Annotated in this window: 11 protein-coding genes; 5 read left to right on the plus strand and 6 right to left on the minus strand. The window is 68.4% G+C overall.

The features are described from left to right. Positions 1–6: 6 nt before the first annotated feature. From IE206_RS16020 to IE206_RS16040, 5 genes are all read right to left on the minus strand, one after another. Entirely contained in the window at positions 7–951 is a 945-nt protein-coding gene (locus IE206_RS16020; RefSeq protein WP_189962817.1) for an ABC transporter permease, read from the minus strand. Further along, positions 944–1858: an ABC transporter permease gene (locus tag IE206_RS16025; RefSeq protein ID WP_189962818.1), complete on the minus strand. Its 915-nt coding sequence runs from the start codon at positions 1856–1858 to the stop codon at positions 944–946. The genes IE206_RS16020 and IE206_RS16025 overlap by 8 nt, the downstream gene beginning before the upstream one ends. Before the next feature lie 164 nt (positions 1859–2022). Then, on the minus strand, positions 2023–3654 hold the full coding sequence (locus IE206_RS16030) for a peptide ABC transporter substrate-binding protein (RefSeq protein ID WP_189962819.1): 1632 nt from the start codon (positions 3652–3654) through the stop codon (positions 2023–2025). Between the two features lie 1403 nt (positions 3655–5057). Next, complete coding sequence (typA, locus tag IE206_RS16035; protein ID WP_189962820.1) at positions 5058–6965, minus strand: translational GTPase TypA; 1908 nt, start codon at positions 6963–6965, stop codon at positions 5058–5060. Positions 6966–7255: 290 nt separating this feature from the next. Next, positions 7256–9619, minus strand: a complete 2364-nt coding sequence (locus IE206_RS16040) for an ABC transporter family substrate-binding protein (protein ID WP_189962821.1) — start codon at positions 9617–9619, stop codon at positions 7256–7258. A 323-nt stretch (positions 9620–9942) separates the two neighbouring features. Here IE206_RS16040 and IE206_RS16045 point away from each other — a divergent pair, with 323 nt between their 5' ends. Genes IE206_RS16045 through IE206_RS16060 form a run of 4 tightly spaced genes read left to right on the plus strand, consistent with a single transcriptional unit; the run spans position 9943 to position 13783 of the window. Then, positions 9943–10236: an Rv0250c family protein gene (locus IE206_RS16045; protein WP_189962822.1), complete on the plus strand. Its 294-nt coding sequence runs from the start codon at positions 9943–9945 to the stop codon at positions 10234–10236. 18 nt (positions 10237–10254) lie between these two features. Continuing rightward, on the plus strand, positions 10255–11085 hold the full coding sequence (gene sdhC / locus IE206_RS16050; protein ID WP_189962823.1) for a succinate dehydrogenase subunit SdhC: 831 nt from the start codon (positions 10255–10257) through the stop codon (positions 11083–11085). Positions 11086–11087: 2 nt separating this feature from the next. After that, complete coding sequence (locus IE206_RS16055; protein WP_189962824.1) at positions 11088–13016, plus strand: fumarate reductase/succinate dehydrogenase flavoprotein subunit; 1929 nt, start codon at positions 11088–11090, stop codon at positions 13014–13016. Then, a complete protein-coding gene (locus IE206_RS16060; RefSeq protein WP_189962825.1) occupies positions 13013–13783 on the plus strand; it encodes a succinate dehydrogenase/fumarate reductase iron-sulfur subunit in 771 nt (256 codons plus the stop codon). Before IE206_RS16055 ends, IE206_RS16060 begins: the two co-directional genes overlap by 4 nt. 7 nt (positions 13784–13790) lie before the next feature. Here IE206_RS16060 and IE206_RS16065 read toward each other — a convergent pair whose 3' ends face one another. Next, positions 13791–14828, minus strand: a complete 1038-nt coding sequence (locus IE206_RS16065; protein ID WP_189962893.1) for a glycosyl hydrolase family 18 protein — start codon at positions 14826–14828, stop codon at positions 13791–13793. A gap of 188 nt (positions 14829–15016) precedes the next feature. Here IE206_RS16065 and IE206_RS16070 point away from each other — a divergent pair, with 188 nt between their 5' ends. Beyond that, positions 15017–15286 carry a hypothetical protein gene (locus IE206_RS16070; protein ID WP_189962826.1) on the plus strand — a complete coding sequence of 90 codons (270 nt, stop codon included), beginning with the start codon at positions 15017–15019 and terminating at the stop codon, positions 15284–15286. The last annotated feature ends 51 nt before the right edge of the window (positions 15287–15337 follow it).

A 15337-nucleotide genomic window follows, 5' to 3' on the forward strand; every position in this document is an offset into this window, starting at 1 on the left:
CCCTCCTCAGCGCATCTTCGGGTCGAGGGCGTTGCGGACAGCTTCGCCGAGCATGATGAAGGCCAGCACGGTGATGCTGAGCATGATCGACGGGTACAGCATGATGTGCTGCGCCGTACGGATCTGCGCGATACCGCCGGAGATGTCCACACCCCAGGAGATGGCGGGCGACGAGAGTCCGAGGCCGAGGTAGGACAGGGTGGCCTCGGCCGAGATGAAGACGCCCAGGGAAATGGTGGCGACCACGATCACCGGGGCCATCGCGTTCGGCAGGATGTGCCGGAACAGGATCCGGGAGGTGGACGCGCCCAGCGCCTTGGCGGCGTGCACGTAGTCCGCTTGCTTGATCGTGAGCACCGCACCGCGCATGACGCGGGCGATCTGGGTCCAGCCGAGGAAGGCAAGGGCCAGCGACACCACCCACACCGAGCGCGAGGTGAACGACTGCAGGACCACCATCGAGCCGAGCAGGAAGGGGATGCCGAAGAACACGTTGGTGATGAAGCCCGAGAGCAGCGCGTCAATCCAGCCGCCGAAGTAACCGGCGATCATTCCGATGAGCCCGCCGATTACGGTCACGAGCAGGGTCACGGAAATGCCGACGATGATCGAGGCGCGGGTGCCGTGGATCAGGCGCGCATACACGCTGCGGCCCTGGACGTCGTAGCCGAGCCACTCGGCCGAACCGACCTTGCTGAGCTCCGGCTTGCCGAGGTAGTGGTGCACCAGGTCGCCGGTGGTCGGCGAGGCGCTGGTGAACCAGCCCGGGAACGCGGCGATGACGAGCAGCACAAGGATCAGTACCGACGACACGACGAAGTACGGGTTGCGGCGCAGGTCGGCCCAGGCGTCACCCCACAGGCTGCGCGCCTTCTCCGCCTTGACGGCGGGCGGTGCGAGGGCGTCCTCGATTGCCTCCGCCTCGGGAGCGGTCTTGGTCATGTCAGGCATAACGGATCCTCGGGTCCAGGACCGCGTACAGCAGGTCGACGAGCAGGGCCATGACGAGGTAGACGAGGACCAGGATCGTCACCAGACCGACGAGGGTGGTGCCCTCGCGACGGACGATCGACTCGTAGATGGTGCCGCCGACGCCATGGATGTTGAAGATGCTCTCGGTGACCACCGCGCCGCCCATCAGCGCGCCGAGGTCGGTGCCGAGGAAGGTGACGACCGGGATCAGCGAGTTGCGCATGAGGTGGACGCCGACGACCCGCCGCCGGGGCAGGCCCTTGGCGATGGCCGTACGCATGTAGTCGGCCCGCAGGTTCTCAGCCATCGAGGTCCTGGTGAGCCGGACGACGTAGGCGAGCGAGAGCGAACCCAGCACCATCGCGGGAACGATCAGCTCGCTGGTGTTCTCGTCGAGGCTCACGGCGTTGACGCCGAAGGTCCCGATGAGGATGTTGCCGATCACGAACACCGGCACCGAGATGATCAGCAGGGTGAAGATCAGGATGGCGTTGTCCGCGAGCCGTCCGGCCCGCATGCCCGCCATGATGCCGAGGCCGATGCCGACGACGACCTCGAAGACGAACGCGAGGCCGGCCAGGCGCAGCGTCACAGGGAACGCGCTGCTCAGGATGTCGGTGACCGGTCGCCCGCTGGCGATCTGGTTACCGAAGTCGAAGTGCAGCACGATGCCGGACATGTAGTCCCAGTACTGCCTCCAGATCGAATGATCCAGACCGAGATCGTGTCTGATCTTGGCTACGGTCGTCGGGTCGGCGGCCTTGTCGCCGAACAGCGCGGCCACGGGGTCGCCGGGCAGTGAGTAGACCATCAGGAAGATCAGCAGAGTTGTCCCGAGGAAGACCGGGATCATCTGGAGCAGTCGTCGTGCGACATAGCGCCCCATCGTGCCTCCATAGAAGTGGCAGCCGCAGCCGACGGGCCCTTCCCAACTCCGAGCACCCAATAGGGGGTGGATGTCGTGGAAGGGCCCCGGCCGCGGCGTACGGCCAGGTGCGGGACCGAATGGACGTGTCGGTCCCGCACCGCGTGCGAACTACGCTTCGTTGATTACTTCTTGTGAACCTGAATGTCCGTCAGGACCGGGTCACCCTGCTGGTTGTAGTCGACGTCGGAGACCTTCGTCGAGTAACCGGCGTTGACCTTGTAGTACCAGAGCGGAATCGAAGGCATGTAGTTGACCAGGTCCTTCTCCACAGCCTGGTACTGCTTTACCGAGTCGTCCAGGCTGGCCGCGGAGTCCGCCTTGGCGATCTTCTCGTCCAGGGCCTTGTTGGAGAACCCGCCCTGGTTGCCGCCCGCGTCCGTACGGAACAGGTCGCTGATGAAGTTGGCGTTCACCGGGTAGTCGAGCACCCAGCCGGAGCGGTACAGCGACTTGACCTGCTTGCCCTTGCGGGCCTGGAGGTCGGCCTGGAAGTCGGCCTTGCCGTCACCGACACACTTGACGCCGGTGGCCTGGGTGATGCTGTTGCAGACGGCGTCGACCCACTCCTTGTGGCCACCGTCCGAGTTGTACTGGATCGAGACCTGGTTGCCCGGGACGCCGCCACCGTCCTGGATGAGCTGCTTCGCCTTGGCCGGGTCGTACTTGGTGATGTCGCCCGCGGCGTCCGGCTGGTAGCCGAGGACGCCCTTGGCGACCCAGCCGTCGGCGGGCTCGCGGGTGCCGTTGAGCACGGTCTTGGTGATGGTGTTCCGGTCGATCGCCATCGAAAGGCCCTGCAGGACCTTCGGGTTGGCGTTCTTCCACTGGTCCGTGTAGAAGGCGAACGCGATGGTCTGGATCGCCGAGTACGGCTTGTCCACGGCGCGCTTGCCGAGGTCCTGGCGGTAGAGCGGCAGGTCCTTCGGGCCGATCTGACGCAGCACGTCGACGTTGTTGGCCTTCAGGTCCTGGTAGGCGACCTCAAGGGTGGTGTAGTTCTTGAAGATCACACCACCGTTCTTCGCCTTGTCCGGGCCCTTGTAGTCGTCGTAGCGGACGACCTTTATCTGCTTCTTGTGGTCCCAGCTCTCGAACTTGTACGGACCGTTGCCGATCGGGTGCTCGCCCGCGGCCTTCGGGTCCTTGAAGAACGAGTCCGGCAGCGGCGAGTAGGCCGTGTAGCCGAGCTTGTACGCGAAGTACGGCAGGGGGGCGTTGAGCTCGATGGTGAAGGTGGTGTCGTCGACCACCTTCAGGCCGGACATCTTGTCCGCGGTGGGCTTCGCGCCCTTCTCCGCAGGGTGGACGTCCGTGTAGCCCTTGATCGCGTCGAACCACGACGAGTTCAGCTGGGCGTTGTTGACGTTGGCGGCCCAGTTCCAGGCGTTGACGTAGGAGTTGGCCGTGACCGGGGTCCCGTCGTGGAACTTCCAGTCCTTCTTGAGCTTGACGGTCCAGAGCTTGCTGTCCGAGCTAGTGACGGACTCGGCATTGACCATCGTCAGCTTGCCCTGCGCGTCGTAGTCGACGAGCTGGGAGAAGATCGAGTTGACAGCGAGGCTGCCGTTCGACTCCTGCGTGTTCGACGGAACCAGCGTGTTCTCCGGCTCGCCAAGCTCGACGGAAAAGATTCCGTTCGGGTCGACAGCGCCCTGAGCGCCATCGCTGCCCTTGTCTCCGCCGCCACAGGCGGTCGCAGCCAGGGCGATGATTGCCGCTCCCGCGACCCACTTGGCGCTCGTAGCACCACGCATGGGTTTCCTCCTCATGAGTCCACTTGTCACTACAAGAGAGGTACTTCTACGCGCGCTGACACCCCTGACAGCGCTGTGACGTCAAGTACCCCGAGTGTGCTCGTGAGTCGACACTCCCCACAGTGCGTGACCCATTGACCCGAGCTCAATGGAGCCAACTATTGAGTACGGCCGGGCTGTAAACCACACTTAAAGGGTCTCGTTTTGACAACATCGCCAGCAGGCAACGGTCCGAAATCCGGACAAACGGAGCACAGACAGACACCCCCGAAACGGACTGTTAACGCATCTTCCGGAGAGCGACGGCCGATATCCGGGCACTGCGCCCACGAAAACTAGTTGACCAAGGGGTCATCGGCTCCGGACGGCCGCCGCGAAGCACCTGTCGGCAACCCGGCCGACCGCCCGACGCGCCAGGGCCGCGCAGTCCCCGCCCGACGCGAAGGCCGCCGCAGAAGCCAGCACACCCTGCTACCCCCGGCTGCTTCACGAGCCCGCCCCGCGCACTGCTTCCGCACCAAAGGGACTCGCCATTCCGGATCAACTCCGTTGGCCGAAAGAGGGGAGGGTCGGGCCGTGTGGCAAACGGGATACGGCTCGGAAGTATTTCGCATGAAAAGCTCAGAAGAACCTCAACTCCCTTGTGACGCCACGCACCCAATGCCAAGATCGCATCAGCCCCACACGCTTCACCGCGTGCCACCCGACCAGTGGCACCGCAGGTCACGGATTCCATTGACCCGGCAGCGCGCAATCGCAAGCGCTGCCGCCGTATCCCGCCAGTGAAGTGTGGCGCAACACGTCCATCAATCGAGGGGAATAAGAAATATGAACATCTCACGCAGACTGAAGGCGGGCGCTGTCGCAACGGCCGTAGCCATTGCACTGCCCGTGCTCGGCCTGGCGACCGCCTCGCCCGCCGCGGCCGGCAGCTGCGACTTCGGGGGCGGCGGCGGGGACAGCTGTACCTCGCGATTCGAGCCGACGTGGGCAAACTGCGACGGAATCTTTGGGTATCTGCGATCGCATGGCGGGAATATCGGCGCGATGAACAACACCTTCCAGAATGAATGGCGTCAGTGTGCTGCCAAATACGTCCCATTTGGCAGGGGCTGACTTGCCTGACCCCTTCCACTGATTCTTGAATAGGTGGAGGGACGATCTGGGCGATAGGTGCCGGAAATGCTCAGCATTTCCGGCACCTTGTCGTATTCCGACATCATCCTGATGACCATGTAAATGACGGCACTACCGTCCACCTGGCACTCCACCTGCTCTTTGACAGTCCTTTGAACTTGATCGCCCGCGCGTGTGTACACAGCCGTCCAAACCCGGCCGGCAACGCCGAAGGCCCGGCCCCGCGAAGTACGCGGAACCGGGCCTTCTTGGACGTACGGGGTACGTCAGTTGCGCTTGGCGCGGGAGGCGGTGCGGCCGCGCTCCTTGGCGTCCAGGACGACCTTGCGGATACGCACGGCCTCCGGGGTCACCTCGACGCACTCGTCGTCGCGGCAGAACTCGAGCGACTGCTCCAGGGAGAGCTTGCGCGCCGGCACCACGTTCTCGGTGTTGTCGGCGGAAGCGGCACGCATGTTGGTGAGCTTCTTCTCCTTGGTGATGTTCACGTCCATGTCGTCGGCGCGCGAGTTCTCACCGACGATCATGCCCTCGTAGACCTCGGTGCCGGGCTCGGTGAACAGCACACCGCGCTCCTGCAGGTTGATCATCGCGAAGGGGGTGACCGAACCGGCCCGGTCGGCGACGAGCGAGCCGTTGTTACGGGTCGTCAGGGTGCCGAACCACGGCTCGTGGCCCTCGTGGATCGAGTGGGCGATGCCGGTGCCGCGGGTGTTCGTCAGGAACTCCGTACGGAAGCCGATGAGGCCGCGGGACGGGACGACGAACTCCATGCGGACCCAGCCGGAGCCGTGGTTGGACATGTTGTCCATGCGGCCCTTGCGGACGCCCATGAGCTGCGTGACCGCGCCCATGTGCTCCTCGGGGACGTCGACCGTGAGGCGCTCGACCGGCTCGTACGTCTTGCCGTCGACCTGCTTGGTGACCACCTGCGGCTTGCCGATGGTCAGCTCGAAGCCCTCGCGGCGCATCTGCTCGACGAGGATCGCGAGCGCGAGCTCACCGCGGCCCTGGACCTCCCAGGCGTCGGGGCGCTCGGTGTCGAGGACACGCAGCGAGACGTTGCCGATGAGTTCACGGTCCAGGCGGTCCTTGACCTGACGGGCCGTCACCTTGCGGTCCTTGACGGTCGCCTTGGCGTCCGCGCCCTTGCCGGAGCCACCGCGGCCGACCAGCGGCGAGGTGTTCGTACCGATGGTCATGGAGATCGCCGGCTGGTCGACCGTGATCAGCGGCAGCGCGATCGGGTTCTCCGGGTCGGCCAGGGTCTCGCCGATCATGATGTCGGGGATGCCCGCGACCGCGCAGATGTCACCGGGGCCGGCCATCTCGGCCGGCTTGCGGGTGAGCGCCTCGGTCATCATCAGCTCGGTGATGCGGACGTTGGAGATGGTGCCGTCCCGCTTGATCCACGCGACCGTCTGGCCCTTGCGCAGCTCGCCCTGCTCGACGCGGAGCAGCGCGATGCGGCCCAGGAAGTTGTCGGCGTCGAGGTTGGTGACGTGCGCCTGCAGCGGGGCGGCCTCGTCGTACTCGGGGGCCGGGACGTGCGAGAGGATCGTCGAGAAGAACGGCTCCAGGTTGTCGCTGTCGGCCGGGACCGTGCCGTTCTCCGGCTTGGTCAGCGAGGCGACGCCGTCACGGGCGCAGGCGTAGACGATCGGGAACTCGATCTGGTCCTCATCCGCGTCCAGGTCCAGGAACAGGTCGTACGTCTCGTTGACGACCTCGTCGATCCGGGAGTCCGGGCGGTCCGTCTTGTTGATGCAGAGGATGACGGGCAGGCGCTGCTGGAGAGCCTTGCGCAGCACGAAGCGCGTCTGCGGCAGCGGGCCCTCGGACGCGTCCACGAGCAGGACGACCGCGTCCACCATCGACAGACCGCGCTCGACCTCGCCACCGAAGTCGGCGTGGCCCGGGGTGTCGATGATGTTGATGGTGATGACGTCGCCGCCATCCTTGGGGTGGTACTTGACGGCGGTGTTCTTCGCCAGGATCGTGATGCCCTTCTCACGCTCCAGGTCGTTGCTGTCCATCATGCGGTCGTCGAGCGACTCGGCGGCGTGCGCGGCGAAGGCGCCGGCCTGCTTGAGCATGGCGTCGACCAGGGTGGTCTTGCCGTGGTCGACGTGGGCGACGATGGCGACGTTACGGATGTCGTGGCGCGTGGGCATGCTGGCTAGCGCTTCTCTCGATCGTGGGATCAGGCGTCTGACGCGGTCGAGTCCTCGTCCGCCCGCCGGGCAGACAGGCCACGGCTGCCTCCCATGGTACGGGGCCGCCGCGCCGACGGCCTCCCGGGCCGATTCTGCCGATCTTGAGCAGGGGGCTACGTCGTGATTGAGCCTGGGTCAGGGGCGTACACGACCTTGCCCGCCGGCGGGGCCGGCGGGCAAGTGACTTGAGCAGGTTCTGAGCTTGGCGCCGGTACCGGCGCCCGCTTCTGACCTGCTTGTTTTCCGTTCTACTTCTTAGTGTTCTCCTTCTGTTTCTTAGTGTTCTTCGTCGCGTCGGGCGCCGGTTCCGGCTTCCTGAACCCGATGTCCTGGAAGTGCGGGGCGGCGAATCCGAAGGCCCCGGCATTGGCCACATTCGGCTTCACGGCGACCAGCTGCGGACGCTGGTAGAGGGGAATCGAGCCGGCCGCCGCCCAGATCCTGGCGTCGGCCTTCTGGACGAGGTCGCGGGCCTCGTCCTCGTCGAGCTCGGCGGCCGCCTGCTCGAAGAGCTGGTCGATGTGGTCGGTACCGACCCGGCTGTAGTTCTGTTCGACGAGCAGCGAGCCGTCGGCGGCCGGCTCCGGCTTGGCGAAGATCGGCCGGTCGTCGGTGGCCGGGTAGGCGGTGCCGGGCCACGAGTACAGGGCCAGGTCGAAGTCGCCGGACGCGATGTGGTCCTTGAAGTAGCTGTCGTCGGCGACCTTGACGATCTCGGTGTTGATGCCGACGGACTTCAGCTCGGCCGCGATCCGGTCGCCGATGGTGCGCAGCGCCTGCGAGCCGGGCCCCGCGGGCAGCACGAAGCGCAGGGTGAGCGGCTTGCCGTCCTTGCCGAGCGGGCCGCCCTGCGGCGCGGGGGCCGCGGTGCCCTTCGGGGCGTACGCACCGGGGGCGCCGCCCTTGGGCCGCGCTTCGGTCTTGGTGTTCTTGTCGGCGGCCTTCTTGCCCTGCTCGGCGGGCTCGGTGTCGAAGATGCGGGCCTGCTTGAGCAGCGCGGCGCTCTGGACGGCGGCGGAGCGGGCCGGGGTGAGCCCGTACGTACCGGACCCGGTGCTGCCGGGCTTGTCGTCGCCGACGATGTAGGTGCCCTCGTCGTTGGGGTGGTTCCCGGTGGCGGGGTGGGTCGCGGCCGCCAGGCGCTTGCCGTCGTCGGAGTCCTCGCCGTCGGACTCGCTGCCCGCCTTGGCGGGCACCTGCTTCGGCTTCATCCGGGCGCCGTCGGTCGTCCACCCGGCATCCGCGAGCAGCGCCCGCGCCTCCTTCTCGTCATGGCTGCCCAGCGCGTCGCTGCTGTCGGTGTACGCGTCCTGGCCGGCCAGGGCCAGGTGGCTGCCGGGGGGCTTGGCGGGCAGGCCGAGCGGCTTGAGGACCTCCTCGGCGAGCTCCTGGCGGTTCAGCGCGCGGGCGACCGCCCGCCGGACCCGCTCGTCGGCCAGCGGCCCGGAGGCGCCGTTGAGGGCGAGCTGGGTGTAGGCGGGTTCCAGGGTCTTGCGGATGGCGAAGCCACGCAGCCCGGCCTGTTCCTTGGCGTACTTCTCGACGGCGGCCCGGCTCTCCTTGCGGGCCTCCTGCTCCGCCTCGGCCTTTTCTTCCTCGCCGCTGTGGGCGATCGCCCAGGAGCGCAGCGCGGAGGCGGGCGTGATCGCGGCGGCCGGCCCGTGGGTGACGGCCTGGCCCTTGTCGCGTTCGGCGAGGGTGATGCGGTCGGCGTCCGCGCGGTCGATCTCGGCCATGTCGACGGTGCCGGCGGCCAGGGCCGCGGCCCGCTTGTCGCGCGGCACGGCCTGCAGGACCAGGGTGTCGAGCTTGGCCGGATGCCCCCACCAGCGCGGGTTGCGCTCCAGGGTGACGGCGCCCTTGGCGCGGTCGGCCTCCTTGAGCCGGAAGGCCCCCGCGGTCGCCTTCAGCTTCGTACGGGCGCCGTCGTTGAAGGAGTCGGGGGTGCCCGTGACGTCCTTCGGGTAGAGGGGGCTGAACAGGGAGCGCCAGTCGGCGTACGGCTTGGCGAAGGTGACCTTGACCTCCAGGTCGTTGGCACCCTTCTCGATCTTCTCGATGCGCTCGTACCCGGCGTTGCGCGCGGTCCAGTACGCCGAGTCCTTGCCGCTGAGCGCGCGCCACTGGGCGACGAAGTCGGGGGCGCCGATCTCGCGGCCGTCGCTCCACACCGCCTTCTGGTTGAGCTTGTAGAGCACGACCTGCTTGGGCTCGCGCTGGACGACCTCGGCGGACTCCAGGTAGTCGGCGTTGCGCTGCGGCCGGCCCCGCTCGTCCAGCGTGAACAGCGCGGGCAGCACGGCCTGGGCGACGCGCTGGGTCGCGGTGTCGGCATCGGCCTGGAAGGTGTTGAGCGTCTCGGGCATCGCGTCGACGGCCCACTTCAGGGTGCCCCCGTCGGCGACTTGCTGCCGCTCCGCGACCGCGATGTCCTGGGGCGCGGCTCCGGCCTCGGTCCCGCTGTCGGCTGAGCCGCAGCCGGTCAGCAGCACGGGGAGCACGAGCGCCCCGGTGGTCAGGAGCGCGATGGAGCGCGCCCGGACGGAGGCCGCGGTCCGGATCGCCGTGACGATCCGGGGCGCCCTCCCGTTCGGGTCACCGACGTGGGACATGGCTTGTACCTCTTCGTCAGATTTGTGGGACTCGATGCCATTTCGCGATGATCACACCTATCCCAGCCACTGAAGAGGACGGGCCCGCCGCCCCGGCGGCGACACGGCGCAGCGGGCCCCGAACCCCACCCGTGCGGCCGAACGCACCCGCGAACACGGCCGCCCCCGGCCGGCCTCGTTTCGAACACCGGCCCTATAGGGGGCGCGCCTCGATTCCGCAACCCCACAACGTCGTGCACGCACCTTCACAACCGCGCATGTGAGGCGCGACACTCTCAGGCGCATGAACATTGCCACCCGCTCCGGCGAAAGGCAGGCAAGTCATGTCCCTGCAGGACGAGTTGACGGCGGCTCAGCGCTGCCTGGACGACCTCGTGAAGAGCCTCGGGCGACTGGAGAAACAGGTCGGGCACGGCCTGGAGATCAGGCGGGTGAAGACCGACGCCGACCATCTGCGCGAGAGCCTCGCGCTGCTCCGCGAGACGGCTCCCGGCGCCACGGCGCCACGGCCCGACCTGGTCACCATCCCCGACACCCCGTACGACACCTCGCTCTGGACCGATGCGGACGACGAAGGGCTCGGGAGCACCCGGTCCCGCGGCCGACGCGCCCCCTGACTTCCACTGGAGCCACTCTTGGCCACAGGCACGGAACCCTCTCCCCCGGCGGGGACCGGCACCGGCGTCCACGACGCCTCGCGCGCCGCCATCGCGCCCCGCCATCTGCGCACCGACCGCTGGTGGCTGGCGCCGGCCGTGACCGCCGCGGGGCTGCTCGCCTTCATCGCGTACTCGACCTGGCGGGCGTTCGCGAATGCGGACTACTACCACGCGCCCTATGTCTCGCCGTTCTACTCCCCGTGCCTCGCCGACAACTGCGCACCCATGCGGCACGGCCCCAACGCGGAGATCTTCGGCAGCTGGTGGGGCCTGTCCCCCGCGCTCCTCATCCTGATCTTCCCGCTCGGCTTCCGGCTGACCTGCTACTACTACCGCAAGGCGTACTACCGGGGCTTCTGGGCCTCGCCGCCCGCCTGCGCGGTGGCCGAGCCGCACAAGAAGTACTCGGGCGAGACCCGCTTCCCGCTCATCCTGCAGAACGTCCACCGGTACTTCTTCTACTTCGCGGTCCTGGTCGCCGGCGTCCTGACGTACGACACGGTGCTCTCGTTCCGCGACGAGCACTACCGGTGGGGCCACATGGGGCTCGGCAGTCTGGTGTTCCTGGTCAACATCGCGCTGATCTGGACGTACACCCTGTCCTGCCACTCCTGCCGGCACATCATCGGCGGCCGGCTGCGGCACTTCTCCAAGCATCCGGTGCGCTACCGGCTCTGGGGCTGGGTCGGAAAGCTGAATGAGCGTCACATGCTGCTCGCCTGGGCGTCGTTGATCAGTGTCGCGCTCGCCGACTTCTACGTGTACCTGCTCGCCACCGGGGCGTTCGACGATCCGAGGTTCTTCTAGACATGACACAACTCGAACGGCAGCAGTGGGACGTCGTCGTGGTGGGCGCGGGCGGGGCGGGCCTGCGGGCCGCCATCGAGGCGCGCGAGCGGGGCGCCCGCACGGCGGTGATCTGCAAGTCCCTCTTCGGCAAGGCGCACACCGTCATGGCCGAGGGAGGCATCGCGGCCTCCATGGGCAACGTGAACTCCGGCGACAACTGGCAGGTCCACTTCCGCGACACCATGCGCGGCGGCAAGTTCCTGAACCAGTGGCGCATGGCGGAGCTGCACGCCCGCGAAGCCCCCGAACGCGTATGGGAGTTGGAGACCTGGGGCGCCCTGTTCGACCGCACGGCGGACGGCCGGATCTCGCAGCGCAACTTCGGCGGCCACGAGTACCCGCGCCTCGCCCACGTCGGCGACCGTACGGGCCTGGAGCTCATCCGCACTCTGCAGCAGAAGATCGTCAGTCTTCAGCAGGAGGACAAGAAGGAGTTCGGGGACTACGAGGCCCGCCTGAAGGTCTTTCAGGAATGCACCGTCACCAGGGTGTTGAAGGAGGACGAGCGCGTCTCGGGCGCCTTCTGCTACGAGCGCGAGAGCGGCCGCTTCTTCGTCCTGGAGGCCCCCGCGGTCGTGCTCGCGACCGGCGGCATCGGCAAGTCGTTCAAGGTGACGTCCAACTCCTGGGAGTACACCGGCGACGGGCACGCGCTCGCGCTGCTCGCCGGGGCGCCGCTCCTGAACATGGAGTTCGTGCAGTTCCACCCCACGGGCATGGTCTGGCCGCCGTCGGTCAAGGGGATCCTGGTCACCGAGTCGGTGCGCGGCGACGGCGGGGTGCTCAGGAACTCCGAGGGCAAGCGCTTCATGTTCGACTACGTGCCGGACGTCTTCAAGGAGAAGTACGCGGAGTCCGAGGAGGAGGGCGACCGCTGGTACGAGGACCCGGACCACAACCGCCGCCCGCCCGAGCTGCTCCCCCGCGACGAGGTCGCCCGAGCCATCAACGCCGAGGTCAAGGCGGGCCGCGGCACCCCGCACGGCGGCGTCTTCCTGGACGTCTCCACGCGCATGCCCGCCGAGGTGATCCGGCGCCGGCTGCCGTCCATGTACCACCAGTTCAAGGAGCTGGCGGACGTGGACATCACGGCCGAGGCGATGGAGGTCGGGCCGACCTGTCACTACGTGATGGGCGGCATCGCGGTCGAGTCCGACACCGCGGCGGCCCGCGGCGTGCCCGGCCTGTTCGCGGCCGGCGAGGTCGCGGGCGGCATGCACGGCTCCAACCGGCTCGGCGGGAACTCGCTCTCCGACCTGCTGGTCTTCGGCCGGCGGGCCGGGCTGCACGCCGCCGAGTACGCGGCCTCGCTCGCCGCGCGCCCCGCCGTGGACGAGATCCAGATCGACACGGCGGCCGCGGAGGCCCTGCGCCCGTTCAGCGCCGAGGCTCCCGAGGACGGCTCGCCCGTCGAGAACCCGTACACCCTGCACCAGGAGCTCCAGCAGGCCATGAACGACCTGGTCGGCATCATCCGCCGGGAGGGCGAGATGCACCAGGCGCTGCGCAAGCTCGCCGAGCTGCGCATGCGGGCGCGGCGGGCCGGGGTCGAGGGGCACCGCCAGTTCAACCCGGGCTGGCACCTCGCGCTCGACCTGCGCAACATGCTGCTCGTGAGCGAGTGCGTGGCGCGGGCCGCCCTTGAGCGCACCGAGAGCCGCGGCGGCCACACCCGCGAGGACTGGCCGTCGATGGACCGCGCCTGGCGCCGGGTGAACCTGCTCTGCCACCTCGCCGACCCCACCGAGGGCCTGGCCCCGCCCGACTCCGAGCGCGGCCAGATCAGGCTGGTGCGCGAGGAGACCGACCCCATCCGTGCCGATCTGCTCTCCCTCTTCGAGAAGGAGGAGCTGGTCAAGTACCTCGCCGAAGAGGAGCTGTACGAGTGAGTACGTACGATGCGAGCTTCCGGGTCTGGCGGGGCGACACCGGCGGCGGTGAGCTCACCGACTTCACGGTCGAGGTGAACGACGGCGAGGTGGTCCTCGACATCATCCACCGCCTCCAGGCGACCCAGGCCCCCGACCTCGCGGTCCGCTGGAACTGCAAGGCGGGCAAGTGCGGTTCGTGCAGCGCGGAGATCAACGGGCGGCCGCGGCTGATGTGCATGACGAGGATGTCGGTGTTCGACCCGGCGGATGTGATCACGGTAACTCCCTTGCGGGCGTTCCCCGTTGTACGGGACCTCGTCACGGACGTGGGGTTCAACTACACGAAGGCGCGGGAGGTGCCGGCGTTCGTGCCGCCCAAGGGGGTGGCGCCGGGCGAGTACCGGATGCAGCAGATCGACGTGGAACGCTCGCAGGAGTTCCGCAAGTGCATCGAGTGCTTCCTGTGCCAGGACACCTGCCATGTGGTGCGCGACCACGAGGAGAACAAGGGCGCTTTCGCGGGCCCGCGCTTCCTGATGCGCGTCGCGGAGCTCGACATGCACCCGCTGGACGCGGCGTCCGAGGCGGGCCTGGACCGCAAGGCGACCGCCCAGGACGAGCACGGGCTCGGCTACTGCAACATCACCAAGTGCTGTACGGAGGTCTGCCCCGAGCACATCAAGATCACCGACAATGCGCTGATCCCGCTGAAGGAACGGGCGGCGGACCGCAAGTACGACCCGCTGGTGTGGCTGGGAAGCCGGATCCGACGCCGCGACTCCTGACGAGCCGTCAACTCTGAGGCCGGCCCCAGCCCTTTCGATAAGCGGCCCAGTCCTCATCGCGCTCGGCGAAGTCGACGTACAGGGCGACACCGAAGTGCTGGCGGTGGCGGTCGGTGCGGGCCAGGCCCAGGCGGGCCCCGCGCACGGCCGCCTCGACCGTCTCGGCGGAGCCGTGGTGGGACATGCTCTCGTCGTCGTAGAAGGGGAGCCCCATCAGCAAGTCCGTCTGCTTCGGGGTGACTTGGAGGGCGAGTGCGGTCTGGCGGGCGACGTAACCGCCGTACAGGCTCTGCACGGGCATCGCCGTGTCGTACGACATCACGGCGATCTGGTCGACGCGGCGGGCCACCTGCCCGAAGTAGGCCTGTGCCCACCACTTGCCGTGGCCGGTGAGGCTTTCGGCCGCGGAGTGCAGGGCGGGCAGCGGGTCTATCTGGTGCGCGGCCACGGACAGCACGGCGCCGCGGGGCCGGGTGAGCGCGTGCAGCGAGTCGAGCAGGGCGAGGTAGTTCCTGTCGCCCGAGGGGAGCGGTTCCAGGTCGAAGTGGACGCCGTCGAAGTGGGCGTCGTCGAGGACTTGGCGGGCGGTCGTGACGACGGCGGCGCGGGTGGCGGGGTTGCCCAGCCGCAGCCCGACGGGGCCCTCACTGGCCAGCTGGTCCCCCAGCCAGGCCTGCACCCGGACGTCCGGGAGCCTGCGATGCACGCCCTCCACCAGCCAGCGGGCCTTCGGGTAGCGGGTGGCGGGGAGGGTGCCGTCGTGGTCGAGGGGGCCGGTGTGCACGAAGAGGTCCTTGATGCCGCTGCCGCGGAGCTTGGCCGTGAAGGCGTCGAGGTCCTTGTCGTTCTTGCGGCCGTCGACCCAGGCGTGTCCGAGCCAGTACGCGTCCCGGCCGCGGGTGCGGGTGTCCTCGCCGGGGGCGCCGGCGTACTGGGCGCGGAGTGCCACTCCGGCGGCGGCGAGGGTGACGACCACGACCAGGGTGGTGGCGAGCAGGGTGCGCCGCGTCCACCGGCCTCCGCGACCGCCCCACCACCTGCGTATCCCGCCCACGCCTGCGTCTCCCCCTCGGATGCCCTGCCCCCCAGATTAGCTGGCGGGGGCGGGCCATCGGTGGCCGGTCGCGCCCGCGCGCGGAGTCGCACAGTCCCGCTGTCCCGCGCGCCTGGCGGGATGCGGTGCAGGGGCGCTTTCCGGTCGCCAGGGTTCTGTTTCGGCCATACGCTCGGAGCGTGACGCCGCCCGTCGGAAGAGCCCGGCGCCGTGCCGCCCTGGGCACGTTCGCCGCTCTGTGCTGGAGCCTGCTCTGCGCCGCTCCCGCCCTCGCCAACAGCACCCACGAATCCGGGAGTTCGGCCAGTGATCTCGTGCTGCCCGTGGTCGTGGTCGTCGTGGCGGCCGCGTCGGCCGCGTACGCCCACCTGAAGCGAAAGCGCCGAACCCACACCCGCACCACCCCCGGCCAGGGCCACCCACCACCCGGAACACCTCCAACCCCCTAGGCAAGGGCGCGGGAAGCCCTGCGAGCCCGGCCCGAGCCCCTCCGGCGTTCG

Origin of the sequence: Streptomyces violascens (genome assembly GCF_014649955.1) — a bacterium.
GTDB lineage: Bacteria > Actinomycetota > Actinomycetes > Streptomycetales > Streptomycetaceae > Streptomyces > Streptomyces violascens.

Bases quoted from the DNA above. Each gene is read 5' to 3' on its own strand.
- IE206_RS16020 (WP_189962817.1), bottom strand. From the start codon at position 951: ATGCCTGACATGACCAAGACCGCTCCCGAGGCGGAGGCAATCGAGGAC.
- IE206_RS16025 (WP_189962818.1), bottom strand. From the start codon at position 1,858: ATGGGGCGCTATGTCGCACGACGACTGCTCCAGATGATCCCGGTCTTC.
- IE206_RS16030 (WP_189962819.1), bottom strand. From the start codon at position 3,654: ATGCGTGGTGCTACGAGCGCCAAGTGGGTCGCGGGAGCGGCAATCATC.
- typA (WP_189962820.1), bottom strand. From the start codon at position 6,965: ATGCCCACGCGCCACGACATCCGTAACGTCGCCATCGTCGCCCACGTC.
- IE206_RS16040 (WP_189962821.1), bottom strand. From the start codon at position 9,619: ATGTCCCACGTCGGTGACCCGAACGGGAGGGCGCCCCGGATCGTCACG.
- IE206_RS16045 (WP_189962822.1), top strand. From the start codon at position 9,943: ATGTCCCTGCAGGACGAGTTGACGGCGGCTCAGCGCTGCCTGGACGAC.
- IE206_RS16055 (WP_189962824.1), top strand. From the start codon at position 11,088: ATGACACAACTCGAACGGCAGCAGTGGGACGTCGTCGTGGTGGGCGCG.